The 23,589-nt window shown below is 66.2% G+C and carries 20 protein-coding genes and 1 pseudogene; 12 read left to right on the top strand and 9 right to left on the bottom strand.

Translation table 11 applies throughout. From position 1 onward, the window contains the following. Positions 1-28: 28 nt before the first annotated feature. Positions 29-856 carry an IS21-like element helper ATPase IstB gene (istB, locus tag ABWP84_RS18530; protein WP_408904234.1) on the bottom strand — a complete coding sequence of 276 codons (828 nt, stop codon included), beginning with the start codon at positions 854-856 and terminating at the stop codon, positions 29-31. A gap of 200 nt (positions 857-1,056) precedes the next feature. On the opposite strand from istB, the gene ABWP84_RS04250 reads away from it, so the two are divergent. After that, positions 1,057-1,818 carry a transglutaminase family protein gene (locus ABWP84_RS04250; RefSeq protein WP_353210753.1) on the top strand — a complete coding sequence of 254 codons (762 nt, stop codon included), beginning with the start codon at positions 1,057-1,059 and terminating at the stop codon, positions 1,816-1,818. A 255-nt stretch (positions 1,819-2,073) separates the two neighbouring features. On the opposite strand, the gene tssG is transcribed toward ABWP84_RS04250, so the two are convergent. From tssG to ABWP84_RS04215, 7 genes are all read right to left on the bottom strand, one after another. Next, positions 2,074-3,093, bottom strand: a complete 1,020-nt coding sequence (tssG, locus tag ABWP84_RS04245) for a type VI secretion system baseplate subunit TssG (protein ID WP_353210752.1) — start codon at positions 3,091-3,093, stop codon at positions 2,074-2,076. Then, positions 3,090-4,838: a type VI secretion system baseplate subunit TssF gene (tssF, locus tag ABWP84_RS04240; protein ID WP_353210751.1), complete on the bottom strand. Its 1,749-nt coding sequence runs from the start codon at positions 4,836-4,838 to the stop codon at positions 3,090-3,092. The genes tssG and tssF overlap by 4 nt, the downstream gene beginning before the upstream one ends. Continuing rightward, positions 4,838-5,251 carry a type VI secretion system baseplate subunit TssE gene (gene tssE, locus ABWP84_RS04235; protein WP_353210750.1) on the bottom strand — a complete coding sequence of 138 codons (414 nt, stop codon included), beginning with the start codon at positions 5,249-5,251 and terminating at the stop codon, positions 4,838-4,840. The genes tssF and tssE overlap by 1 nt, the downstream gene beginning before the upstream one ends. 45 nt (positions 5,252-5,296) lie before the next feature. Then, the gene (gene tssC, locus ABWP84_RS04230; protein ID WP_353210749.1) at positions 5,297-6,775 is read right to left on the bottom strand and encodes a type VI secretion system contractile sheath large subunit; all 1,479 of its coding nucleotides are present in this window, start codon (positions 6,773-6,775) and stop codon (positions 5,297-5,299) included. A 25-nt stretch (positions 6,776-6,800) separates the two neighbouring features. After that, positions 6,801-7,292, bottom strand: a complete 492-nt coding sequence (tssB, locus tag ABWP84_RS04225; RefSeq protein WP_353210748.1) for a type VI secretion system contractile sheath small subunit — start codon at positions 7,290-7,292, stop codon at positions 6,801-6,803. Positions 7,293-7,315: 23 nt separating this feature from the next. Then, positions 7,316-8,932 carry a TssA family type VI secretion system protein gene (locus ABWP84_RS04220; protein ID WP_353210747.1) on the bottom strand — a complete coding sequence of 539 codons (1,617 nt, stop codon included), beginning with the start codon at positions 8,930-8,932 and terminating at the stop codon, positions 7,316-7,318. A gap of 112 nt (positions 8,933-9,044) precedes the next feature. After that, positions 9,045-10,517 (bottom strand): serine/threonine-protein kinase, encoded by a 1,473-nt coding sequence (locus tag ABWP84_RS04215; protein ID WP_353210746.1) that lies wholly within the window; start codon positions 10,515-10,517, stop codon positions 9,045-9,047. A 119-nt stretch (positions 10,518-10,636) separates the two neighbouring features. On the opposite strand from ABWP84_RS04215, the pseudogene ABWP84_RS04210 reads away from it, so the two are divergent. From ABWP84_RS04210 to ABWP84_RS04175, 8 genes and pseudogenes are all read left to right on the top strand, one after another. Beyond that, positions 10,637-10,930, top strand: a pseudogene (locus ABWP84_RS04210) (FHA domain-containing protein); the annotation flags it as partial. A gap of 426 nt (positions 10,931-11,356) precedes the next feature. Then, positions 11,357-12,361 carry a type VI secretion system-associated FHA domain protein TagH gene (tagH, locus tag ABWP84_RS04205; protein WP_353210819.1) on the top strand — a complete coding sequence of 335 codons (1,005 nt, stop codon included), beginning with the start codon at positions 11,357-11,359 and terminating at the stop codon, positions 12,359-12,361. 4 nt (positions 12,362-12,365) lie between these two features. Next, entirely contained in the window at positions 12,366-12,890 is a 525-nt protein-coding gene (gene tssJ, locus ABWP84_RS04200; RefSeq protein WP_353210745.1) for a type VI secretion system lipoprotein TssJ, read from the top strand. Between the two features lie 49 nt (positions 12,891-12,939). After that, on the top strand, positions 12,940-14,283 hold the full coding sequence (gene tssK, locus ABWP84_RS04195) for a type VI secretion system baseplate subunit TssK (protein WP_353210744.1): 1,344 nt from the start codon (positions 12,940-12,942) through the stop codon (positions 14,281-14,283). A gap of 57 nt (positions 14,284-14,340) precedes the next feature. Next, entirely contained in the window at positions 14,341-15,096 is a 756-nt protein-coding gene (gene icmH / locus ABWP84_RS04190; RefSeq protein ID WP_353210743.1) for a type IVB secretion system protein IcmH/DotU, read from the top strand. Between the two features lie 33 nt (positions 15,097-15,129). Next, positions 15,130-18,657: a type VI secretion system membrane subunit TssM gene (gene tssM / locus ABWP84_RS04185; RefSeq protein WP_353210742.1), complete on the top strand. Its 3,528-nt coding sequence runs from the start codon at positions 15,130-15,132 to the stop codon at positions 18,655-18,657. Then, positions 18,639-19,277: a type VI secretion system-associated protein TagF gene (gene tagF, locus ABWP84_RS04180; RefSeq protein ID WP_353210741.1), complete on the top strand. Its 639-nt coding sequence runs from the start codon at positions 18,639-18,641 to the stop codon at positions 19,275-19,277. Before tssM ends, tagF begins: the two co-directional genes overlap by 19 nt. Further along, positions 19,274-19,999 carry a PP2C family serine/threonine-protein phosphatase gene (locus ABWP84_RS04175; protein ID WP_353210740.1) on the top strand — a complete coding sequence of 242 codons (726 nt, stop codon included), beginning with the start codon at positions 19,274-19,276 and terminating at the stop codon, positions 19,997-19,999. The genes tagF and ABWP84_RS04175 overlap by 4 nt, the downstream gene beginning before the upstream one ends. 95 nt (positions 20,000-20,094) lie before the next feature. On the opposite strand, the gene ABWP84_RS04170 is transcribed toward ABWP84_RS04175, so the two are convergent. Next, on the bottom strand, positions 20,095-21,630 hold the full coding sequence (locus ABWP84_RS04170; RefSeq protein ID WP_353210739.1) for a type VI secretion system contractile sheath domain-containing protein: 1,536 nt from the start codon (positions 21,628-21,630) through the stop codon (positions 20,095-20,097). 128 nt (positions 21,631-21,758) lie between these two features. Between ABWP84_RS04170 and ABWP84_RS04165 the strand changes: the two genes are divergently transcribed. The 3 genes from ABWP84_RS04165 to ABWP84_RS04155 all read left to right on the top strand — a co-directional run bounded on the left by ABWP84_RS04165 (position 21,759) and on the right by ABWP84_RS04155 (position 23,504). Continuing rightward, the gene (locus tag ABWP84_RS04165) at positions 21,759-22,091 is read left to right on the top strand and encodes a hypothetical protein (RefSeq protein WP_353210738.1); all 333 of its coding nucleotides are present in this window, start codon (positions 21,759-21,761) and stop codon (positions 22,089-22,091) included. Positions 22,092-22,094: 3 nt separating this feature from the next. After that, positions 22,095-22,865: a MinD/ParA family protein gene (locus tag ABWP84_RS04160; RefSeq protein ID WP_353210737.1), complete on the top strand. Its 771-nt coding sequence runs from the start codon at positions 22,095-22,097 to the stop codon at positions 22,863-22,865. 135 nt (positions 22,866-23,000) lie between these two features. Continuing rightward, positions 23,001-23,504 carry an Hcp family type VI secretion system effector gene (locus ABWP84_RS04155; protein WP_353210736.1) on the top strand — a complete coding sequence of 168 codons (504 nt, stop codon included), beginning with the start codon at positions 23,001-23,003 and terminating at the stop codon, positions 23,502-23,504. Positions 23,505-23,589: the final 85 nt, after the last annotated feature.

Below are 23,589 nucleotides of genomic sequence, written 5' to 3'. Positions count from 1 at the left end.
GCGGGCGATACCGTGGGCCGGCCCTCCTTCACACCCGGTTCTTGAACCGCCAGCTCTCATTGCCGGTCTCGACGATGTCGCAGTGATGCGTCAGCCGGTCGAGCAGCGCCGTCGTCATCTTCGCGTCGCCAAACACGCTCGGCCATTCGCCGAACGCCAGATTGGTCGTGACGATCACCGAGGTCTGCTCGTAGAGGCGGCTGATCAGGTGGAACAGCAACTGCCCGCTCGATTGCGCGAATGGCAGGTAACCCAGCTCGTCCAGCACCACGAAATCCATCCGGCCTAGATACTCCGCCATCCGGCCCTGGCGGCCCGCGCGCCCCTCCGCCTCCGACCGGTTCACTAGGTCCACCACGTTGAAATAGCGGCCTCGCACCCCGCCACGGATGCAGGACCTGGCGATTGCGATCGCCAGGTGCGTCTTGCCCGTCGCCGTGCCGCCAACCAGCACGACATTGCGCTGGTGCGCCACGAAGTTTCCGCCCGCGAGGTCGCGCACCAACGTCTCGTTGATCGGCGTGCCGTCAAAGACGAAGTCATCGATGTCCCTGCCCAGAGGCAGCTTGGCGATGGTGTCGTGGTCGGGGTGCAGGGTCGCCACCAAGTAGCGCACGCCGATGTCGCGATGGGTCGCCCGTTCAATACGGCGGGAGGAGAAGATGCCGTGGGCGTAGCTGTAGATCAGCAGCGCCAGCATCAGCCGTGGATGATACTGCGCCTTGCCACCGCAGATCGCACGCGCCGCGAAGGCGCTCAGCGGCAACCGCTCTACCGCCTCCACCACGAAGTGAGCAACGTCATCCGCCGGCAGCAGGAACGCCTGGTCCCGGCTGAATGCAATGAATATTGTCATGCCCAGCGGATTCGCCGATTTCAGGGCCGCTGGGAATCCGACAGACTGCTAGAGCCAACTTCGCCTAAACTCTGCCGAATATCTCGACCGCTTACCCGCCATGATACGCTGCCATCCCGATCCAGAGCCTGCCAAAATATAAATCCCTAGGCTAGAAAGATCCCTGAAGATGTCGGAGAGCTGCAATGGGACACTGGTTGGTGCGTCATGAGCTTGAATACAGCTTCGAGAGCCCTCGTCTTGACTGTACCATCGATGCATTGTTGCGGCCCCGCGCCATGCCCGGCCAGGTCGTGCATTCCGCTGATTTGGCCTGTGCGGGTGCTGCCATCGCAGCCGGCACCGACGCATTGGGCAATGAGCGCGACAGGCTTACCCTGGCCGGGCCGGTGAGGCGGATCAAGATGTGCGCGGAAAGTCGGCTGGAATGCCTGGACCTGCCGGACCACACGCCACCGGATACTGCGGAGGTCACCGCCCCGCTCGAGGCCACGCGGCGGCCGTCCTCGCTGTGGTCCTGGGCGGCGAAATTCCTACCCGATCACGCGCCCGGCCCCGGCGCCGTCGCCCGCCTGACCGCTGGCCTGGCTCGCGACTTCGCCTATGACCCTGCAGTCACTGCGGTGGGAACGCCGATCGAGGCGCTGCTCACCGCAAGTCGTGGCGCTTGCCAGGATGTCGCCCGGCTGGCCGTCGCCTCGCTGCAGGCCCGCGGCGTGCCCGCACGCTATATGCTGGGCTACGCGCCTGGGGCCAGCGCCGAGGTTGCTCTGCATGCCTGGTTTGCCGCTTGGTTCGACGGTCAGGGCTGGCTGCAATTCGATTCCGTCTTGCCCTCGGGCCCGCGGATCGTGCTGGGCTTTGCGCCCGATCAGCAGGGCGTGCCGGTGGTTCGCGGTGGGTGCTCCGGCCCCCCCTGCCGGCATGTCCTGGCCAGCCGCATCACCATCACCCCGGCCTAGAGCCTGTTCCGTTCGCCTCGGCTCACTGCACAGGCTCTAAGCTTTTGTTTGCCGAGCATCTTTATCCGCTCAAACGAGTCCGTTTGAACGGATGATGCTCTAGGCTGCAGACCAAATCCGCTATCGCGCTGGCTCGGCCCGTTGTGATTCATTCTCTGTGTTACGCGGAGCAAGTATGGACGCGGCTGCGGATAAGCTTCTCCTGTGCCGGAGCCGGCTTGGTCACCACGGTGATAATGGCCAACTGGAGTTGGCCTATGACGGCGCGAAGGCGCGGCAGCGCACTTCGCCCGATTGCGATACACCACCGATCCGGCTTGTCAGCCCCAACCGGGCTCCGAGCTGGCCCAGGCGGAAGGGGGCTGGGTCGGGCCCCTGTAGGATCAGTTCGACATTGAGGGCCGGCGGCGAAAGCTTACGGAGCAGTGCTGCCAGTCGAGCATGTCCATGCGTACCCGGCAGCAGCGCCGCACGCTGGAGGGCATCCAGCCCCTCCAGCCGCAGCCGAATGCCGCCGCCCGGGTCGATCGCGCCGCGCCCCATCACCAGCGAGCCCAGCTTGGTCGCAGTCCGGCCTAGTCTGCTTAGCTGCGCATCGGGCAGCCGCACCGACCGTGGCTGCCATTGCTCCACTTTCGCGCTCACGCCGCCGAGATAGAGGCTGATCGCCGCCTCCATCTCGCCTGCCGTGCCGCGTCGGAAGGCGAGCAGGCCGGCCATGGCCAGCAATTTTGCGGCATCTGACCCCTGTGGCGCCGCCGCTGCCTCGCTGAGCGCGGGCAGGCCACCCAGCCGGTAGAGGTTGCGCGCCGCGCGACCTTGCGCGGTGGCGGCGCCGGCGCCTCGCAGCTGCGGTTGCAACAAACGGCCGCCCTGCCGCCAGGCCGCACCGGGCTCCAGCAGCGCGCGCGCGCGGCCGCGCACCCGCAGCAGCAGGCCGATGGCGACATGATTGAAGATGTCGAGAAAGTCCTGCAGATTTTGGCCAGCCTGATCGCGGCCCAACAGCCGTTCCGTATAGAAGCTGGCCAGCGGCGAGGCCGGGCCGTAGAGCCCGAGGAAGGGCACAGTCAGGGTGAGGCGCCGCCCCTCCTCCAGCCCCGCCTCCCACTGGACTGAGGCGATCTCATGGGCTGGGAAGCCCAGCGTGGCGGCGGCGCGAAAACGCAGTATCGGCGGCTCTGCCGAATGGCCCAGCATATCCACCGCCTCGAAGAAGGCGATGCGGCGGAAGCGCGCCAGCACCGCCTCGGCGACGTCTATCGGTGAGTTCACAGGCTGGGCGCCGTGCCGTCATGCACCGCCCAACGGAAGCTGCGTTCAGCGGCCAGGCAGACAATCTCGGTTTGGAAGCAGGTGTTCATCGGCGCGCGTGCAGCCAGGAAGCCATTCAGCACCCCGCCCAATAGCCAAGCCTCGCCCATGCCGCCGATCTCGCGTTCGGCGATGTCGAAAGTGATGCGCTGGCCTCGCACCGGGCGGCCGGCCACGAACCAGTCCAGTGGGCCGGAGCGGACCTCGCGGATCGCCGCGAGGCGGAGCCGCAGCGCCCGCTCGGCCGCACTGTCGGTGCCGATGCGGAACTCGAAAGCGGCAATGGTGCGGCGCAGGGTTTCAAGGTCGGTGATCGGCGCTGCGGCGCCGGCCAGCACCGCTACCACCGGTGCGAGAAGACCCGCCGCCAGCGGCGGTTCTATCTGCCTGGTGATCGGATCGATGTTACGGAAACTGGCAAATCGCGGGGTTTCGGCGTCGGGCACATCAAGGCCGCCGGCTGGCACTACATCAGCCAATTCGCCATTGGTGCAGAGCAGTCGGGCGGAGACGACGCAACCGCGAAGCGCATCCTCGGGCCGTTCAAAACCAAAGCTCACCATAGTATCAGTACCATCGCCCACTGTAGCCGGCGCCAGGCGCGGCCGAAACACCGGCTGGCGGCTGCCGGCGGGGGCTGTCAGGTGGCCAAAGCTGGTGAAGGGCTCGAAGGTGATGCGCTGGCCGCTACCTTGCAGCCAGCCCCACATTGCCTGCACGCGGGCGATCACCGCATGGCCGGACGGATAACCCTGCGGGCGCATTGTGTATTCGCCGCGGCTGCCATCGACGGTCAGAGGTTCCGACTCGGCCTCGAAAAGGTTCACCGCCGGCGTGCAGTGCAGGCGGAACGTCGAAGGCTCCAGCCGCGGCAGATCGTCCAGCGAATGGTCGAGACGGATGGAGAGCTCAAACCCCTTCGCATCACTGCTCGCCAAAGCCTCCAACCCGGTGACGTCGAGGTAGAGAAATTTCTGCGGAAAGATGAGATATTCTTGCAGCAGCCGAAAGCTCTGGTTGGCAGTGGCGGGGAGCGGCAGCACAGCATCCTCGGCGCCCAGGCCACCGGCGCGCAGTGCCGCTGGCCCCAATTCGCGCGCAATGCCCCCGGCCGTGACCTGCACAGAGAGTGCATCTGTCAGCAGCCTGCGCAGCAATTCGGGCCCCAGGCCTGACCTGCTGCCCCCTGCTATGTGCAGCCGCAGCCGGCTCAGGCCGAGGCGGGCCAGCGGCACGGGCTCGGTGGCTTCGAAGGAAAGGCGCAGCGTCGCCCCGCGTGGTCCCTCATCTACCGTGACCCCCGCGACCCGAAGCGGTGCCAGCAGCACGTCAAAGCAGGTGGTGAAGCGGCAAGCGGTGCCGGCCACAGGGCGTGAGCGCAGCTTGGTGCCGCGGGCAATGAGCTGTGGCGTGGTTACCGCGCGCGGTCGGGGGAGCCATTCTACCGTGGTGATCGGCGGCACCGGCGCCAGCAATTGTGGTGCCAGAACGGCGATGAGGTCTTGCAAAAGCTCCGGCAGATCCTCGTCCATACGCTGGCGCAGCTTGGCGGTGAGGAAGGCGAAGCCCTCCAGCAGCCGGCGCACATCCGGATCGCCGCCCTCCTCGGCCAGCAGAGGTGCCAGCGTAGGATTGGCGCCGGCGAAATCGCGTCCCACCTCCTGCAGGAAGGCAAGTTCGTCGGCGAAGAGACGGGCGAAGTTCATTAGGTCTCCAGGCGCCAGCGGCCGTCATCGCCGACCACGGTGTCGAAGCGCACGCGCCTATTGTCATTGGGAAGCCGCAGAACAGCCGAGATGTGCATGCGCAGCGCCAGCGGGTCCATCGTGTCAGCCTCGTGCCGAACCTCCACCTCCGACAGGCGCGGTTCAAAGGTCTCGATTTGCTGTCGCACTTCTGCGGCCAGAATATCGATGGCAACGGGAAAATTATTCACCAAGTCGTTGAAATCGGGCATTCCGCAATCCATCCGCGCGGGCACACTGCCGCGGCGAACATTCAGCAAGTCGCGAAGATGGCGAAGTATGCTCTCAGCCACATTTCCAGGATCCGGGCGCACGCTGCGCGCGCCCGGCGGGTCTGGATGGGCTATGCGTTCCAGGAGGGAGCGTTCGAACATTTATCCCAGGCTTCAAGGCGGCGTGTCAGCGCCGCCCCTTATGGCTCAGCTCTTATCGAGCTTGCCCTTTAGTGACAGGGTGAAATCAGCACCCATATATTTGAAATGCGGTTGCACTGCCATGGCGACGCTGTACCAGCCTGGCTCGCCCTCGACATCTTCCACGGTGATCGATGCCTTGCGCAGCGGGCGGCGCGAGCGGACTTCCGCAGAGGGATTATCCTGGTCCGCCACGTATTGCATGATCCACTTATTGAGCTCTGTGTTCAGCTCGTTCTTGGTCTTCCAGCTGCCGATATTCTCGCGCTGCAGAACCTTGATGTAGTGGGCCAAGCGGTTGATAATGAACATATAAGGCAGTTGGGTGCCCAGCTTATAGTTTAGCTCCGCATCCTTGCCTTCAGCAGAGTTGCCGAAATTCTTCGGCTTCTGCACCGAATTGGCCGAGAAGAACGCGGCGTTGTCCGAGCCTTTGCGCATGGTCAGGGCGATGAACCCCTGCTCCGCCAGTTCAAACTCGCGACGGTCTGATACCAGCACCTCGGTCGGAATTTTACTCTGGGTCTGACCCATGGCTTCGTAGTTATGGATGGGCAGATCCTCGACAGCGCCGCCGCTCTGCGGGCCAATGATATTTGGCGTCCAGCGGTACTTAGCAAAGCTCTCGTTCAGCTTGGCGGCGAAAGTGAAAGCGGTGTTGCCCCAGCTATAATTGTCGGTATTGCCCTCGGCCGCTTCCTGATAGTCAAATGACTTGACGGGGTTGTCCTTGCCGTAGGGCAGGCGGAGCATGAAGCGGGGCAGGGTGAGGCCGACGTAGCGCGAATCCTCGCTCTCACGAAAGCCGTTCCACTTTGCGTACTTCGGCCCCTCGAAAACCGATTTGAGATCCTTCAGATTGGCGACATCCTCAAACTTGTCCACGCCAAACATTTCGGCACTCGCCGCCGCGATGAACGGGGCATGCGCCATGGCAGCGACGGATGCCGTGTATTGCAGCAGCTTGATGTCCTGCGCGCCGGGACCAAAATCATAATTGCCGATGATTGTGGCGATAGGCTGGCCACCGAACTGGCCGTACTCTTCGGTGTAGACATGCCGGTAGAGGCCGGATTTGGCGACTTCGGGGCTATCCTCGAAATCGGCAAGCATATCCTCCTTGGAGACGTTGAGGATCTCGATCTTCGTATTCTCGCGGAAATTGGTCTTGTCCACGAGATATTTCAGCCCGCGCCAGGCGCTTTCCATCTCCTGAAAAGCGTCGGCATGCAGCACCTCGTCGATCTGCGAGGAGAGCTTGCGGTCAATATCGGCGATCATAATATCGATTGCGTTGGCGTTCAGCTTCTCGCCGGCGTTGCTCGGCTTGAGCAGCTCGGCGATGAAGGCCGAGACGCCTTGGCGGGCGACGTCATAGCCCTCATCTGCCGGCCGCAGCCGGGTTTCCTCCATGATTTGGTCCAGCAGTGATGTCTCTGTCTCGCTGGCGGCCGCGGCCTGGGCGCCGCTTTGGGTTTCACTCATTCGTTTGTCCTCGTCCGTGCCGGGGTTATTCGGGCTTGCCGCCAAGTTCGGCGAGAAGTTTCTTGCGTGCCTCTTCGTCAGTCAGCGCCGCTTCGATGGCGCGCTTGAAGGCCGGCACGTTGCCGAGCGGGCCCTTCAGGGCCGTCAGAGCCTCGCGCAGTTCTAGCAGCTGGCGCAACTCGGGCACTGCGCGGGCGATGGCTTCGGGCTCCAGATCCTTAAGGGAGTTGACCTTCAGTGAGACAGCCATCTCGCCCGGCTCCTCGCCCTCGGCCAGCTTGTTGGCGACCTTGAGGTTGAGGCTGAGGCCCTGGCTGCGCATGACGTCGTTGAAATTGTCCTTATTGACGTCGATCCGGCTGCGTTCGGCCAGCGGCGTCTCGTCCTCGCGCTGGGTGAAATCGCCCACGACCAGCAGCTTCTGCGGCAGTTCGACTTCTTCCTTGGCGTCGCCTGTGGCGGGCTTGAAGCGGATGTTCACGCGCTCCTTGGGGGCGACCGATGAATCTTTTGACATGCTGCGTCTCCGTATACTGGTTGTTAACTCAGTGGTGCCTCGCGGAGCACATGCTGCGCCAGGGCAATATCGACACTACAAAGCCTGTCATGCGCTTGGGCATAGTCGGCACGACGGATGTCAGCGCCTACCAAGCCGGCCGAGGAGGGCGCCGCTAGGACTCTACACTGCAATGAGAGCATAGCCGCAGCAAGGTCGGGCTCCCATTGGTCGAGGCTGTGCCGCTGCGCCTCAGCATCCAGATATCGCAGCAACGGCAAGGCCAAACTTGGCATTTCCGCCGCAAGGGCGATCTCGGCCTGCGCAAGTTGCCACGAAAACTTCTCACGACCGGCCGGCGCGCCACGGCCGCCGGCAGCGAGGATCGCCAGCGCACGCTCGGCTTGGCCGCTGGCGAGAAGCGCTTGCGCCTGGGCGCGGGCGGTGCTGAGCGGGGTCTCGATGCTGACCGGTGGCGCCACCTCGGCAGCGACCCATGCCTGGGTGGCCTCATCGGTCATCGCCATGCCGTCGGCGCCGACTGCGCGCACCAGATCCGGCTCCAGCGCCAGCAGCGTCCGGGTGGCGGCGCGCAGCGGCAGGGCTGCTGCGGGCTCGACAGCCTCAGCGTCCAGCAGCCGCCAGGCGGGCAGGCTATGCGGCGCCGCACCGAGCTGGGCCGCGGCCGCGCTGGCATCGGGAGGTATTTCCCGCGGCGGCGCGGGTAGGGCGGTGCGGCCGGCCTCGCGGCGCAATACGCTGAGCCGCAGCAATGCCGCGGTGGCGACGAGCAGATTGGTCTCGAAGCCACGATCACCCTGCGCCAGACGGCTTTGCGACAGGGTCAGCAAAGCTGCGGCGACGGCGGCGAGCTGGGCCTCCGGCGTGCTGGCGCCGGCACCGCCCAGGGTTGCTAGCGCCGCGCCGGTCTCGCGCTCCACAGCAGCGGCTTCCTCCTGGGCAGCGGCGGCGCGGGCCTCGGCCTCCAGCGCTTCCTGCTCTGCACGGCGGGCGGCCTCGGCGGCGGCGGCCTCGGCAGCGACGCGCCGAGCCTCGGCGGCGGCGGCCTCGGCCTCGCGCTTGCGGCGCTCTTCCTCGGCGATCCGACGGAATTCCTCGACATGCCGGCGCAGCGGGCGGAGCAAATCTCCCAGCGCCACCTGTTCCTTTTGTAGCAGCGTGGCCAACCGTTCCTCGCTGCGGCGCAGCGCCTCATAGGCGGCTTCGAGCGGCGCGGCATCGGCGGGGCCGGGGGTCAGCGCTTCCATGGCCGGGGCAAGCCGACCCACGACCCATTCGAGCGCCGCCACCCTGGCCCGCTCGCGCGGGGGCGTCAGCCCCGCCCAATGCGCCTCAATCATGCCGTCGATGATAGTGAGGCCCACGGCAACGCCCCGCACACCCTCCTGCCGCCAAAGGGCGAAGCTGCCATAGGCTGCGACCAAGAGATCTTTCGAGCGGTTCTGCAGAAAGGCGATTGCGTCCGGCGCAACCTGCTGCCAGCGAACCGCGTTCGGCCCCTCGGATTCCACCCGGCGGACCTCCGCCTCGATCGCCTCGAAATCCGGTTCATAACGCAGTGACGGGCCGGCGGGCAGATCGCCGATGATGGGCACCGCACCCGCTGCCATGCGTGGATCGTGGAAGACGATGCCTGACAATCGATCCCTCCTCAGCGGCAGAGCTGCGTCGGTATTGGTTTTGGAGTTTGGATGTTTTTTGGGCAAGTCCTTATTGGCGAGAAAAGCGCAGTAATTTGTTGTGTCAAATAAATTACCAATTCCCGAAGATGCCCAGCCTTGGACGGCCGGCGGCAAAGGCCTCGGCCAGGGCGAGGGGCGTTTCCAGGCGCGTGGCGCGCCGCAGCTCCAGGCCGCGTTCCAGTGCAGCCCAGGGCCCGCGCGCCAGTCCCTCTGGCCGTGGCGGCCGAAGTCCCGCCGCTAGCGCCTCGGTGGCCGGTCGGCGGTCATAGGGGTGGTGGGAGGTCAGCACGGCGTAAACTGTGCAGGCCAGGCCGAAGACATCATCGCGCGGGTCGGGAGGTTGGCCCTGCAGCATTTCGACGCTAGCATATGCCGGGGTCAGGTTCAACTCTGCTGCGGCTTCCCCTGGCGCATCGCGCAGCGCCCGGGCAATGCCGAAATCAAGCACCTTTACCTCGCCATCGCTGCTGACAAACACATTGCCTGGCTTGAAGTCATAATGGACGATCCCACGCGTGTGGGCATGCGCCAGCGCAGCGCACATCGCGCCGATCAGCCCGCGCACTGCTGGCTCTTCGGCGCTGCGGGCGCCCAGCGCGGCGATTTCGGCCGTGAGCGTCTGGCCATCAAGGCATTCCATGGCGACGAACACCGCATCACCATCGCGGTCGAAATCATAGATGTTCACGATGTTTGGATGCGAAAGGCTTTGTGCTCGTCTCGCTTCGCCCTCCAGCGCCCGCAGAGCCTGCGTGTTATAGCGCAGCGTTGCCGGCAGCAGCTTGAGCGCAACATAGGGCTCGGCCTGGCCGGCTTCCAATCTGCGGCGGTCCACTGCGCGCCAGACCTCGCCCATGCCGCCCTTGCCGAGCAGCCTGTCGAGCACGAAGCGGTCCTTTAAAATTTGCCCCGGGCGGCTGGCCTGAACTGCGCCTGGGGAGAAGCGGCTCGGCTTGTTGGGGGTGCCCGGTGCTCGGCCGGCACGCGCCCTATCGCGCAGGCCACGCCAATTGGCGAGTGCGGTGTCCAGCGCGCCATCGCCCTTGGGCGGGCCGGCCTGCCGGCCGGACTGGATGGTGCGGAAGCGGTCGATCAGCGCGCCGAGGTTGGCGGCATCAGAAATTGTGGCTGCGTCGCTTGTCGGGGGCGCGGAATCGGTCGGTCCCAGGATCGGCGGGGCGGGCAGGGGCAGGGCGAAGCTGCGCGGGGCCGCGGGCACCGGGGCGGGGATGGCGGGAGCGCTGTGATAGGGCTGTGTTGCATCGTCCAGGACATGGGTTACGGCCGCCGCCGCCCCATGCGATGAAGCAGCCCTCGCGGGGGCGGCCAATTCTCGCTCGACCTCGGGGGTGAGCCTGCCGCTGCGCCGGCGCTCCTCCAGTGCCTCCAATAGCCCAACCGCCGAGGCCGGGTCGCATCGCACCAGCCGGTCCAGCGCTATTACAGTGGGCTGCAGCCTTTGCTCGCCGCCGAAAAAAGAGTTGAGAATCTCATCGATCCGAGAGGCGCTTGGCGCTGACGCAAGTTTGTCACGCGAATTCATGGTTTTGCACGGACGGGCATTGTCCGGTAACTCTAGGCAACGCGCATGGGTTCCGCTAGTCTTGGCTTTGAAGGTACTTGTGCGTCGCGAGCCGGTCGCCGCTCCGGTGCCTCAATGGCATGGGATGTCGAAGAATGCGCCTAACCCTCTCGGTCAGTGGCCTTCGTGCCGGGCTGCTTGGGTCCTCTGCTATTCACGTTTTCGGCCGCGAAGGCGGGACAATCGGGCGGTCGCCGGAGGCTGATTGGGCTCTTCCAGATCCGAACAGGTATCTTTCACAGTTCCACGCCCGCATCATCTGGCTGCACGACGCCTTCTGGATGGAGGACACCAGTAGTAACGGCACCTTCGTGAATGGTGCGGCCTCGGCCCTGGGGCGGGGCGCCCGGCACCGTTTGGCCGAGGGGGACAGTATTGCCGTGGGCGACTATGCCATCATCGCCTCGGTCGGAAGCGCGGCCTTGACTTCCCCTTTCGAGCCCCCCGCCGGGTTAGCCGAGGCGCCAATCGATTTCGGGGCGGCCGCTCCCATCCCACCAGCCCCTCAGTTCCCGATACTGCCGATACATCCCGAAGCTCCGCCTGCGCCTGTCAGCGGCGCCGCACCTGCAAAATCTGCCGCCGCGGGGGCTTCACCGGCGGGCTTGGAGGCAGAGTTGGCGGCGCTCCTCGCTTCGCTCGGCGCGGCGCCGTCAGCGACCGTGCAGGACCCATTCCAACGCATCTCTCCCCAGGCTGTTACCCCTGTGAGCCTGCCCGCCGCCACCATGCCGGCGCTGCCCTTGCCCATCTTGTCCGCGCCACCGCCGGCACCGTACCTTGCGCCCAGCATGCCGCAGATGGCCGCCGTCACAAACCCAGTGCCACCCGCCGTGTCGCAACTGGCGCTGCCCCAGGCGGTTGAGGTGGCAATGCCTGCGCTGGCGCTGCCCGATCCCGTTCATCTGCCCGGCGGCCAACCACCTGCCGCCATGGTGACGGAGGCGCTGCCCTCGGCCGCGCCAACGCCGCCGCCAGCGTCAGGCATCCCCGCCCCGGCCCTCGCCATGGTCATGCCGCTGCCCCGTTCGACGAACACGGCACCAGCCCACCCTGCACCGGCCAAACCCGCCATGCCAATGGTCGCCATGCCCAGCGAATTGCCGCCCGAATTGCTGGCAGACCTGACCGACCTGCCACACGTCGGGCCCGAGGCCGCTGGTGCCGCCATCCCTGTGCCCCGCCGCGCCAGCCGCCCGCCCCGCCAGTCAGGCCAAGGCGAGAGCTCCGACATTGCCTTCTGGCGTGGCCTGGGCATCGAGCCTGACAGCTTGTCACCGGAGGAACGCGCGGCGGCTCTGGAGGCCTTCGGCCGTGCCATGCGCACCGCCGCGGATGGGCTTGTGGCGCTGCTCGGCGCAAGGCGCTTCGTCAAGTCGGAGGTTGACCTGGAACAGACCCAACTCGCCGCCGCTGACAACAACGCCTTCAAATTTTCACCCAGCGGCGAGGCCGCGCTGCGGCGCCTGATGGATAACGAGACCGGCTTCACCCCCGTCGACCTCGCCGTGAGTCGTGCCTTTGACGATCTGCGCGCGCATGAGCTTGGGATTGCCGCGGGCATGAAGGCGGCCCTTGGCGCAATGCTCGAGCGGCTCGCCCCCGCATCCATTGAGCGGCGCTTCGCACCCATCCGTGGCGGCCTTTTCACCTCCAAGAAAGCCAGATTGTGGGAGTTGTACACCTCTTTGCACAGCGAGATCGCGGATGGCGCTGAGAGCCGTTTCAAGGACGCGTTCTCTCGCAGCTTCGCCACCGCCTATGACCAGCGCGCCCGTGAAGCCTCGCGGCCAGGGGATCGTTGACACCATGCATCGTCAGCAGTCTGTGAGCGAGCACCCGTTGCCGATGGCCAGCTCTCCCAGGCCTTTTTCCGCACGCCGTGCCCTGCTGGCCGCCCCGGCGCTGATACTGGGCGGCTGTTCGATCTTCGGCACTTCGCCCACCGAACTCGTACTGCAGATCACCGTGGGCGCGCGTGTGAATGTGAACGAGCTGGACCAGCCCTCGCCGGTCGTGCTGCGTTTGTATGAGCTGAAGGTCAGCGAGGGATTTCTCGGTGCGGATTTTTTTGATCTTTACGACCGCGAGACCACCCGCCTGGGCGGCGACTTGCTTGGCCGGACCGAGACCATCCTCGTGCCCGGCCGCAACGTAGAGCAGGCCCGACGCACAGTGCCGGAGGGGGCGCGCTTCCTGGGCGCCGTCGCCGCCTATCGGGAGATCGAGGGTGCGGATTGGCGTGTTTCGACAGCGCTTCGTCTCAACGCAGTGAATAATCTGACATTGGTGGTGGAGCAACGATCCATCAGCCTTCGTCAGACGCGACGCTGATGAGCAAGAATGATCATGGGGGTCGCATGGCACGATCGTTGACAACTTGATGAGTGGCGCCCTCGCACCGCTTTGGCTTGAAGGGATGGTGATGCAGCCGCATCACCTGCAACAGCTCGAACGCAGTTGGGCTGCGCGGCTGGAAGATCGGGTCGCTGGGCTGGTGCCGGGCGCCTGGGGCCTGCGGAGCATCGCCTTCGATAGCAGCCTTCTGCCGCTGGGGCGGGTCGGCATCGTCGCCTGCCACGCCGTGCTGCCTGATGGCACCGTGGTGAACCTGCCCGATGATCTGGGCGGGCCGCTGGTGCGCGAAATCCCGCCCGGCACCTCCGAACGCCTACTCAAGCTGGCGCTGCCGTTGGGCGGCGGCGACCGGCCGCTGACCGAGCCCGCCGGGGCGCCGCAGGGGCTGGGTCGTTTCCGCGCAGAGGAACGCCCGGTGCGCGATGCGACTGCGGCCGACCGGCGGGTAGAGACCCTCAGCCTGGCCGTCCCCCAGCTGCGTCTGCTGATCGAGGGCGAGCCAGAGAGCGAGATGGCCACGCTGCCCATCGCCCGCATCCGGCGCGAGGAGGGTGCCACCAGCGTTACCCTGATCGACGAATGGCTTCCTCCCAGCTTGGACTGTCGTGCCAATCCGCGGTTCGGCCGCATCTTCCGCGAGATCGAGGCGCTGCTGCGAAGCCGCGGCGATGCTCTCGCTATGCGGCTCGACCCCAATCAGGCTAGCGCCGATATCGCCGGCATGATCGATCTGGCCATGCTAATGGCGGTCAACCGCGCCCAGCCCATCTTCAACGCCATGGCCGAAGGCGGCGGCGTGGCGCCCGAGACCGCCTATCGCGAATGTTTGCGCCTGGCCGGCGAACTTTCCACCTTCACCGCCAACCGTCGCCCCGCTCCCCTGCCGGCTTTCCGCCATGAGGAACCGACGGGCTGCTTCACGGCGGTGCTGGGTGCCATCACCGCGGCACTGGGCCGGCTGGCCGATGCCGCCGCCACCGCCCTGCCGCTGGCCCGGCACGAGCATGGCGTCTGGGTATCGCAGCTGCGCGACCGGCCGCTGTTTTTCGAAGCCAGCCAGCTGGTCCTCGCCGTCACCGCCGCGCGCGACGCAGAGGAACTGCGCCGCGGCTTTCCGGCTCAGGTCAAAATCGGCCCACTTGAGGCTGTCCGCGACCTGGTCAGCCTGCAACTGCCCGGTCTTGCCATCTTGCCAATGCCGGTAGCTCCGCGGGAAATCCCCTATCGAACCGGTACCGCCTATTTCGAGATCGAGCGCAGCGGCGAGATGTGGCGGCGGTTGCAATCGTCTGTCGCCCTCGCGCTGCATGTCGGCGGCGAGTGGCCGGAGCTTTCGATGGAACTCTGGGCGATCAGGCGGGTGCGCTAGGTGTCTGGCAGGGGAGCGTCAGGCGAGCTGCAGCTTGGTATCGATCGAGAGCCCACCGTGCTGCGCTCGGCAGTGGCCGAGCCCAGGGGCCTCACGGGCCCGGGCTTTGAGCTGCCTGCGCTGCCTCCCCTGCCGCTCGACAATCGCCTGGTCGCGGTGGCCATCGAGATGCTGCTGATGCTGCCGCTTCTGCGGCAATCTGCCTGGCACCCCGACCCGCAAGCGCTGCAGTCGGATTTGCTGGCGCGGCTGCGCGCCTTCGAAGGCGCAGCATTGGCGCGGGGCGGCGAGGCCAATGATATTGGCCCGGCCCGTTACGTGCTCTGCGCGGCGCTGGACGAGGCGGTGCTCTCCACCCCCTGGGGCGGGGAAAGCGTCTGGGCGCAGAAAAGCCTGCTCAACCAGCTCCACCAGGAGAATTGGGGGGGCGAGAAGGTGTTTTCTATCTTAGAAAACATTCGCCGTGACCCTGACCGGCATTTCGAACTGATCGAGCTGATCGATCACTGCTTGTCGTTGGGCTTCCAGGGGCGCTACCGACTGCTCGACAATGGTCTGGTCCAGCTGGAGGATCTGCGGCAAAGCCTGGGCCGCACCGTCACGGGCCGCAAGCGCGAACGGCCGCAGAAGCTGGGGCCAATATGGAGCGCAGAGATCCGCGGCGGTCGAATTCGCGGCTGGGTCCCGCTCTGGGTCGTGGCTTTGGCGGCCCTGGCCGCCGGGCTGGTGGCCTATACAATCTTTCTTGCTGTTATAACGACGCGGATCGACGAGGTGGTTACCACCATCCGGCTGATCGCGCCGGGAAGCTGAGCGATGCTGGCCAGTCTTCTAGCCCCGCGTCGCTTGTTCGCGCTCCTTGGTCTGGCGATCGCAGCGCTGGTGGTATGGTTCTTTGGGCCGTGGATGCAATTCGACGGCTGGGCGCCCTTCGCCCCCGAAGAAGCCCGCATCGGGGTCGCTATCGGCCTTTTCATCCTGTGGCTGGTTTGGAATTTTGTTGCCTATTGGCGGGCGCGGCAGGCCAACCAGCGCATCCTCAAAGGGTTGCTAGACAGCGAGGATCTCGTCGCCCTTTCCGGCAACGGGCTGCCCGACGACAATGCCGCTCTGCGAGAAAAATTCGAACGTGCGGTGGAGGCCATGCGCGCCACTGGCACCGGCGATATTTACGCCATGCCCTGGTATGTGCTGATCGGATCACCCGGCGCCGGTAAGACCACACTGTTGCGCAATTCCGGACTAAAATTCCCGGTCGCTGAGCAGATGGGCGCAGATGCTATCGAAGGGATCGGTGGCACTCGCAACTGCGACTGGTGGTTTGCCGAGGATGCTGTGCTGCTCGACACCGCCGGCCGCTTCACCAGCCAGGACAGCGACCGCGCCGCCGACGCTGCGGCATGGCGCGGCTTTCTAGATCTGTTGCGCCGCTATCGCCCGCGCCAGCCGATCAACGGCGTGCTCGTGGCGATCGGCGCCGAACAGCTTCTTGATGACCGGCAAGACCGGCGCGACAATCTGGTCGAAAGCATCCGCGGCCGTCTGCAGGAATTGCAGCGCGCCTTCGGGTTGCGCCTGCCGGTCTATCTCATCGTTACCAAGGCCGATTTGATACCTGGTTTCAACGAGACGATGGATGATCTGGACCGCGCGATGCGCGAGCAGATCGTGGGCGTTACCCTGCCACTCAACGCCAGCAGCGATGCCGAGATTTCGCGGCGGCTGGCCGAGGGCTTCGCAGAGATCGAGCGGGTTGCGCTGGCCCGCATGGTCTGGCGGTTGCATGAGGAGCGCGACCTGGGGCGGCGCGGTGTGATCTTCGGCTTTCCGCACCAACTCGGCCGGCTGCTGCGCAGCTTTGGCGCGCTGGCGGAGGGAATTTTTCGAGTGGGGAGGCTGGATATAAGGCCATTGCCGCGGGGTGCCTTTCTAACCTCGGCGACGCAGGAGGGCACCAGCGTTGACCGCCTCATGGGTGGTTTGAGCCGCACGCTGGGCGCCCCGGTTGCGGCGCCGATTGCGGCCTCGGCCGCGGGCGCGCCGCAGGGCAAAGGACGGGCCTATTTCATCCAGGAGTTGCTGACCGGGCTGGTGTTCCGCGAGGCGCCGCTGGCCGGGCGCAATCCCCGGCTGGAGGCTCGGCTCGCGCTTGCCCATTCGCTAGGTTATATGGTGGCTCTGGGCGGACTGGCGGCGTTGGTGCTTGGCTGGGTTCTGTCCAGCGCGGGTTCCACCGCCCGGCTTGAGGGCGTGGATCGGCAGGCCAATAGCCTGGCCTCCGAACTGCGCCGCGCCGATGCTCGGCCGCAGCTTGAAAATGAATGGCCGCTGCTCGATCGCGCTGCACAGTTGGCTGAATATACTGGTCGTGGCGGCGCGCTGGCGGCCCTTGCGCGTCTTGGCCTGCCCGGTACTGGAAGTACCAATGACGACGCCGCGGACGCCTATCGTCGCCTGCTGGAAATCCGCCTGTTGCCCGCTCTGCTCGCCGAGGCCGAGCGCGGCATCAATGAGGCGCAGAACCGCGGCGACATGGCGCGCCTGCGCCAGCTCCTCACGGTCTACCTCATGCTCGGCACGCCTGAGCGTTATGACCGCACGCTGGTGCGCGCCTGGGTGCGCAGCGTGATCGACCAGCGCTTCGCCACTTCGCCCCCTGCCCGCACCGCGCTTCTGGCGCATTGGCAGGCACTGGAGCAGATCTTCCCGATGGCGGCACCGATCGATAACCGCGTTGTGGCTGGCGCCCGGTCGCGGCTCTCCGATCGGCCTCAGGCTGAGCGGATCTATGATCAGTTGCTTCGGGAGGGCGATGCAGACCCAGCGACGCCGCGCATTGACGTGACGCGCAGCATTGGCACCGCCGGCGCCCAGCTCATCCTGCTTAGAGCGCAGGCCGGGCTGCCGGTGGTGGTGTCGGGCTTCTTCACCCGCGAGGGCTTTTTTCGCAACTTCATCGGCCGTCTGCCCGGCCTGACATTCGCGCGCGAAAGCGATGACTGGGTGGTGGGGGCCATGGGTGCCGAGGACCCCGGCGCCCTTCAACGCTTGATTGATGACGTCACCGCCCGCTATGTGCGCGATTACTCCATGGCTTGGCAGACCGTGCTGGAGCAGACGGGGATGCGCGACTTCCCCGATCTCGCCTCCGCCACAGCAGCCATTGGCCAATTGGCCTCGCCCGAGAGCCCGGTGGCACGGCTGATCGATCTCTTGCGGGTGCACACCGACCTGGCTGCTCCCGCCATCCCTGCGGCCGGCGCGTTGACGGCGGCAAGCGACGCTGCGGCACGGGCCGGGGTTGAAACCCCCGTCGCCCGGCTGACCCGGCTGCTCAACGGCGATACTGGTCCGGGTGGCCGGCGCAACTGGCCCGGAGACCGCATCCGCGCACCCTTCGCCAATCTTATTGCTCTGACCGATGCGCGCAATGGCGCGGCACCGATTACCCGCGTGCAGGATCTCGCTGCCGCAGCATTCGCCATGGCCAATGGCATCGAGACGGCACAGTCGTCGCCCGCGGCAGCGCATGCCGCGGGCGTGCGCAAGGTTGCGGGGCAGACCAATGACGCGCTGTCCAACCTCCAGGCGCTGGCGACCACACTGCCCAGCCCTGTCTCGCGCATTATGTCGGACCTCGCGGCCCGGACCTGGAACCAGATCATGCGGCAGGCACTCGAGCACGCCAATGCGGCCTGGACGCGAGAGGTGGCGCCGGTCTGCGAGCGCGCCATCGCTGGCCGTTTTCCGGTCGAACGCGGTTCTGATCGCGATATTCCACTGCAGGATTTCCGTGGGTTCTTCGGCCCCGACGGCACGGTGAACTCTTTTGTGCGGGGCTATCTGGAACCCTTCGTGCAGTGGCGCGGCACAGGCTATGTTCCGACCTCGGCCGAGGGCGTGACGTTGCGCCTCTCGCGCGATGCGCTGGAGAATCTTGGCCGTGCGCGGGCGGTGCAGCAGGCCTTCTTCGGCGCCGGGAACTTCCAGTTCCGCTTCGCCTTAGCGCCCCGTTTCCTCGATTCCGCGGCGACCAGGGCAGTGCTGGAAATCGACACTGTGCGCATTGTCCACGCCCATGACCCGCCGCGTACCGTGGAGGTGACCTGGCCGGCCTCCGGCGATGCCTCAGTGGTGCAACTGACGCTCACCGCAATCGGCGGCTCCATGCGGACCACGCGACTTACCGGGCCGTGGGCGCTGTTCCGCGTGCTCGCCCGAAACGCCACCACCACGGGGCGCGGCGGCGAAACTTACAGCCTCAACTTCGACATCAACGGCATGACAGCACGCTATGCGCTCAGCGGGGGCAGCGTGGTAAACCCTGTGGACATGCGAGAGCTGCAGGAATTCCGGTGCAACCCAAGACTCTAGACCCCGAATCTGCCGGCTTCTACGGCAAGTTGCCCAGCCGTGGTGACTTCATCCGGCGCGGCCTGACGCGCGATTTCCTCGAGCCCTGGCACCGCGCCATGGCGGTCGCGCTGGCTGACCAGACATACCCATTGGATGCGTTGTGGCAGGCCGCAGCCGGTGTGGAGCTGCGTTTCGTCCTCGGTCCCGGTTGCGCGGGCGCCTTCGCCTGGTGCGGCGTGGTGGTGCCAAGTTGCGATTCAGTGGGCCGCGCCTTTCCACTCGTCTGCGCCCTGCGCCTGCCCCATGTTGCAGCAGCGGGAAGCATGCTTGATGCCGGCGGCCTGCTGGACCAAGCCGCCCAACTGGCCCGGCATTGCGCCGCCGGCGGGGTCGAACCCGATGCTCTCGAACCCGCCCTCGCGCAGTTGATGGCGGCGGCTGCGCAGATGCCGCGCCCGAATGTCGAATTGTTGGGAGAGGCGTCGCTGCTCTTCGATGGCTGCCCGCCGCTGGCTGCGGCGCTCGCTGTCGGGCTGGAGGGCGCGCGCAGCTTTTGGTGGCGCCCCGGCGGTTGTCTCTTTGCCCCTGGACTGCCCTTGCCGATCGGCTTTGCTGGGTTACTCGGGGCCACCGCGTGAACGCAGCCTTGGCTTGGCATTCCGGCGCCGCCGGGCAGCCTGGCCCGGGTCGGCCAAGCAGCGAGGACAATCACCTTAATGCCCCGGAGGCGGGGATTTGGGCGGTGGCCGATGGCATGGGCGGGCATCGTGATGGCGCGCTGGCCAGCGCCATGCTGGTGGAGGAGCTGCATGCTGCGCTGCTCCCCCTCGCGCCGCTGGGCCAGCGGGTGGCCGCTGCGCAAGCCGCAATTGGCGAGGCCGCCAACCGGCTATCCAAAATGGCCGGCACCGGCCGCTCGCCTGGCTCCACCATAAGCGTACTCCTGTTGGGCGAGAGCCATGCCGTCTGCCTTTGGGTGGGTGACAGCCGGATTTATCTGCGCCGCAACGGGACATTGTTCCAGCTCACGCGTGACCATAGCCTCGCGCAGGAAATGATCGATAGCGGCCTGATTGCCAGTGCCGAAGAGGCACGGGCAGCCCAGCGCAGCGGCTTGACCCGCGCGGTCGGCGCCGGCGCCACCCTGGCAATTGACCGCGTCGTGGTGCCTGTGCAGGCCGGCGACCGTGTGCTGATTTGCACCGATGGCGTCAGCACCGTGGTGCCGGCAGCAGCCATGGTAGCAGCGCTGGACAGCACGCCGGTGGAGGCCGCGCAGGCTCTTATCAAACTCGCCGCCGAAATGGGCGGCTTCGATGACGTGACCGCGCTGGTGGTGGCGATCGATGCTGCGCTTTGACCTCCGGGCGATCAAGTCGACCAACCCGACCTCGATCTTCGATCGTGCTGCGCTCGGCGCTGGGACCGTGGCGCAGCCCCCAGCGCCCCCGCAGCTCAGCCCAGCGGAATATCCATGGCCAACTCCATGCCGCCGGCCACTGCTGCGCCCAAGCGCAACTGCACCTCGAGCATGCAACCACCGGGTTCCTCGGGATCGGGCTGGATGGTGACCTGCACCTCGGCGCCAGGGCCAGTATCGACGAGCAGGGCGCGCAGCGCGGCCGCGCAGGCCTCGGCCGGATCGGCGCTGGCCGCCACCTGCGAATGCATGGTGGTGATGGCGCGGGTGATGCGGCTGCTGGCCAGGATGAAGGGCAGACTGGCGCGCTGGCGTGCCGGCTCGCCCTCGCCGCCAATGCGGCCTGGTAACTTCACGCTTTGTGCCACCGGCAGGGTGATGGCCCGCCCATCGGCCGAAGCCGCCAGCGCCAGCAACCCGGCGCCGGCCAGCAGCGCGGCGGTCTCGCCGCTGATCGCGGCCTCGAGCGGCCATGCCGCGCGGCTGCCATCGGCAAGCGTGATCTCTGCCAGCGTTGCGCCCGCGACGCGCTGCATGGTCAGCGCGCTGGGCCAGCCCGCCACGGAGGCCGAGCCCATGAGCGCGCCGATGGCCGCAACTGCCGGGCCCGGCAGCCTCTCCCCGGCGAACCCTGGAAGGTCGAGCTGCTGCCGCAGATCATGCGCCAGGCGCAGCCACGGCCGGTTCCAAGCCAAGCCGAGCCAGCGCGAGGCTTCCTTCTGCCGCAGCCCGCGCCATGCGTTCCAGGCCGGGGCCTCCATCGCAGCCGTCGGGTCATGGCGCTTGGCCACCGCTTCCAATGTCAGGCCGGTCATATTGGCCGGGGCCTCGGCGATGAGCGGGACCGAGGCAGCCTCTGCCGCCATGGCCAGCTGGCCCAGCATGGCGGCGTCAGGGCCGCGAGGATCGAAGGTTTCGGCCAGCAGGACGGCGTCGGGCGCCAAGGGGTCCTCGGCGTCCAGCGCCTCCAGCGCCGCCATGACCTGGCCGGCCAGATCGCTGCGCGCGGCTGAAATCAGCCGGATCTCCACCCCGGGGTCGAGACCCTCCAGCAGCAGGGCGAGACCGCGCCAGGCCGCCTCTAGCCGCAGCAGCGCCGGGTCATCCAGCAATAACGCGATCTGCCGCGCCAGCAGCGTATCGGCCAAACCATCCGCAGCCGGCGCGGCCTCGCCCAGGTCGAGCATGGCGAAGAGCCGGTCCACCGATGCGTCGCCCGGCTTCGCAGGAGGCGGCGCCAAGGCGGCGATGAATTGGCTGAGCGCGGGGAATTCCTCTTGCAACCTTTCCTCGCCGGCGCGCGCGCGGCATTCCATCGCCGCTGCCAGGAAGGGTGTCGCCGCCACCAACGCCTTGGGCGAGAGATCGCCAAGCCCGCCGGGCGTCAGGCGGATAGAAAAACCCTGCGGTTTTTCTCCGAGCAGATTGGGCATCGCCAGATCGAGCTTGGCGCCCATCCCGGCCAGAACCCGGTCGCGACTTTGCGCTGTGATCGGCACGAGCATCGCGGCGCCGCCAAGATCGGCGGCATACCAGAACACCGCGCGCGGGCCTGTCTTGGTTTCGTCCATCGTCACTCTCCGTGCTTTCGTGCCAGACTATCCCGCAATCGATTGGAGCGCTCGCAGTGAACGGAACCGACCTTGCCACGATGCTAAAAGGCATCTGCGCAGAGATAGCGCAAGGCCATTACGACGCGGTGGACCGCTTCTTTATCTTTGCCGAGGCCGAGGGCGGCGATAGCCTGTCCGAGCTTGCCGAGAGCTTCGGCCTGATGGTGGTCCAGCTGGAGGCGCGCGAGTTGCGCATGAAGGCTATGGTGGGAGAATTGGAGGAGGCCGGCCGCCGGCTGCGTGAGGCGCAGGGCCGCATGGCCGCCGAAAATGACGGGCTGCGCCGGCAGATGACGCGGCTTGAGGTGCAGATTGACCAAAAGGGCCGCGCCGCGGCGGTGGCCGAGATCATCGAGAGCGATTTCTTTGTCAGCCTGCAGGCGCGCGCACGCGCCATCCGCAACCGCGAAGGCGCCTGAGCCATGACCCGTATCCTCGCTCTGCATTCCTACCGGGGCGGCACCGGCAAATCGAATCTGACGGCCAATCTGGCGTCATCGCTCGCGATGGGCGGCGCGCGGGTCTGCATCATTGACACCGATATCGCCTCGCCCGGCGTGCATGTGCTCTTCGGCCTGGAGCCCGAGCAGCTGGGTATGACGCTCAACGACTATCTGTGGGCGCGCTGCGGCATCGAGGAGGCGGCAATCGATGTCGGCCGCAGGCTACGCGGGCCTGAAGGCCAGGCCGCCTTGGTCGGGCCCGGGGCGCTGTTCCTGGTGCCCGGCAGCATGCGCGCGGCCGATATCGCCCGCATCGTCCGCGAGGGCTATGATATCGAGCGGATGAATGCAGGCTTCCAGGCCTTGGGCGAGGCGCTGGAACTCGACTGGTTGGTGATCGACACCCATCCCGGCCTGAATGAGGCAACCCTGCTCTCCATTGCCATTGCCGATGTGCTCTTTCTGCTGCTGCGCCCGGACCGGCAGGATTATCAGGGCACCGCCATTACCCTCGACGTGGCGCGAAGGTTGGAGGTGCCCAGGCTGGAATTGCTGGTGAATAAAGTTCTCTCCTCGGTCGACTTCGCCACAGTGCGTGAAGGCATCGAGGCCGGCTTCGCCGCCACCGTCGCCGCCGTGCTGCCGCTGTCGGAGGATTTGCTGCGCAATGGCAGCGAGACGGTGCTGGTCGCGGCCAGCCCCGCGCATCCTGTTTCTTTGGTTATCAGCGAATTGGCGCGTGGGCTATAGCAACACCACCCGCTTCTATGAAGTTCCAATTGCATCAGCGCGATGCGATGAAACGAGCTTGCGATTTCGCCTAATGGCTGGCAACAATCGTTCTCAGGCGTGAGCAGGTCGCCACGCTGATACAAGGAGGCCGTGATGCCAATTCCCGCTTACATGAAAATCACCGGTGCCAAGCAGGGCGACATGTCTGCTGGTGCGTCCACGGCCGATTCGATCGGCGCGCTGTCGCAGAAGAGCCATGAAGACGAGATCATCGTCCAGCAGCTCACCACCCATGTGAATGTCGGCACCAACGTGCAGACTGGCCAGGCCGCTGGCGTGCGCCAGCACAAGCCCGTCGTCTTCACCAAATACATGGACAAGTCGTCGCCCCTGCTGTGGCAGGCGATCTGCAGCGGCGAGCAGCTGACCATCGAGCTGACCTTCTTCCGCACCGCCCAATCCGGTGGCGTTGAGAAGTACTACACCATGAAGTGGAGCGAGTGCGTGCTGGTGGATGGCAAAGCGCATTTCCCGCTGGCGCTGCGCACGGAAAACGATGGCATCAGCCACTTGGAAGACTGGTCCTTCGTTTACAAGAAGGTGGAATGGACGCACGAGATCGCTGGCACCAGCGGCGCGGACGACTGGAACAGCTAATATCTGCCCAGCCACGGTCCGCGCCTTCGAGTTCTTGCGCATGGCGTCGTCCCATGCGGCTGGCTGATTGAGATGAGCTAACCCC

It is taken from the genome of Rhodovarius sp. (assembly GCF_040399605.1).
Classification (GTDB): Bacteria; Pseudomonadota; Alphaproteobacteria; order Acetobacterales; family Acetobacteraceae; genus Rhodovarius; species Rhodovarius crocodyli_A.
Note: the sequence above shows the minus strand (reverse complement) of the source record. Positions and strands in the feature narration are given on the sequence as shown.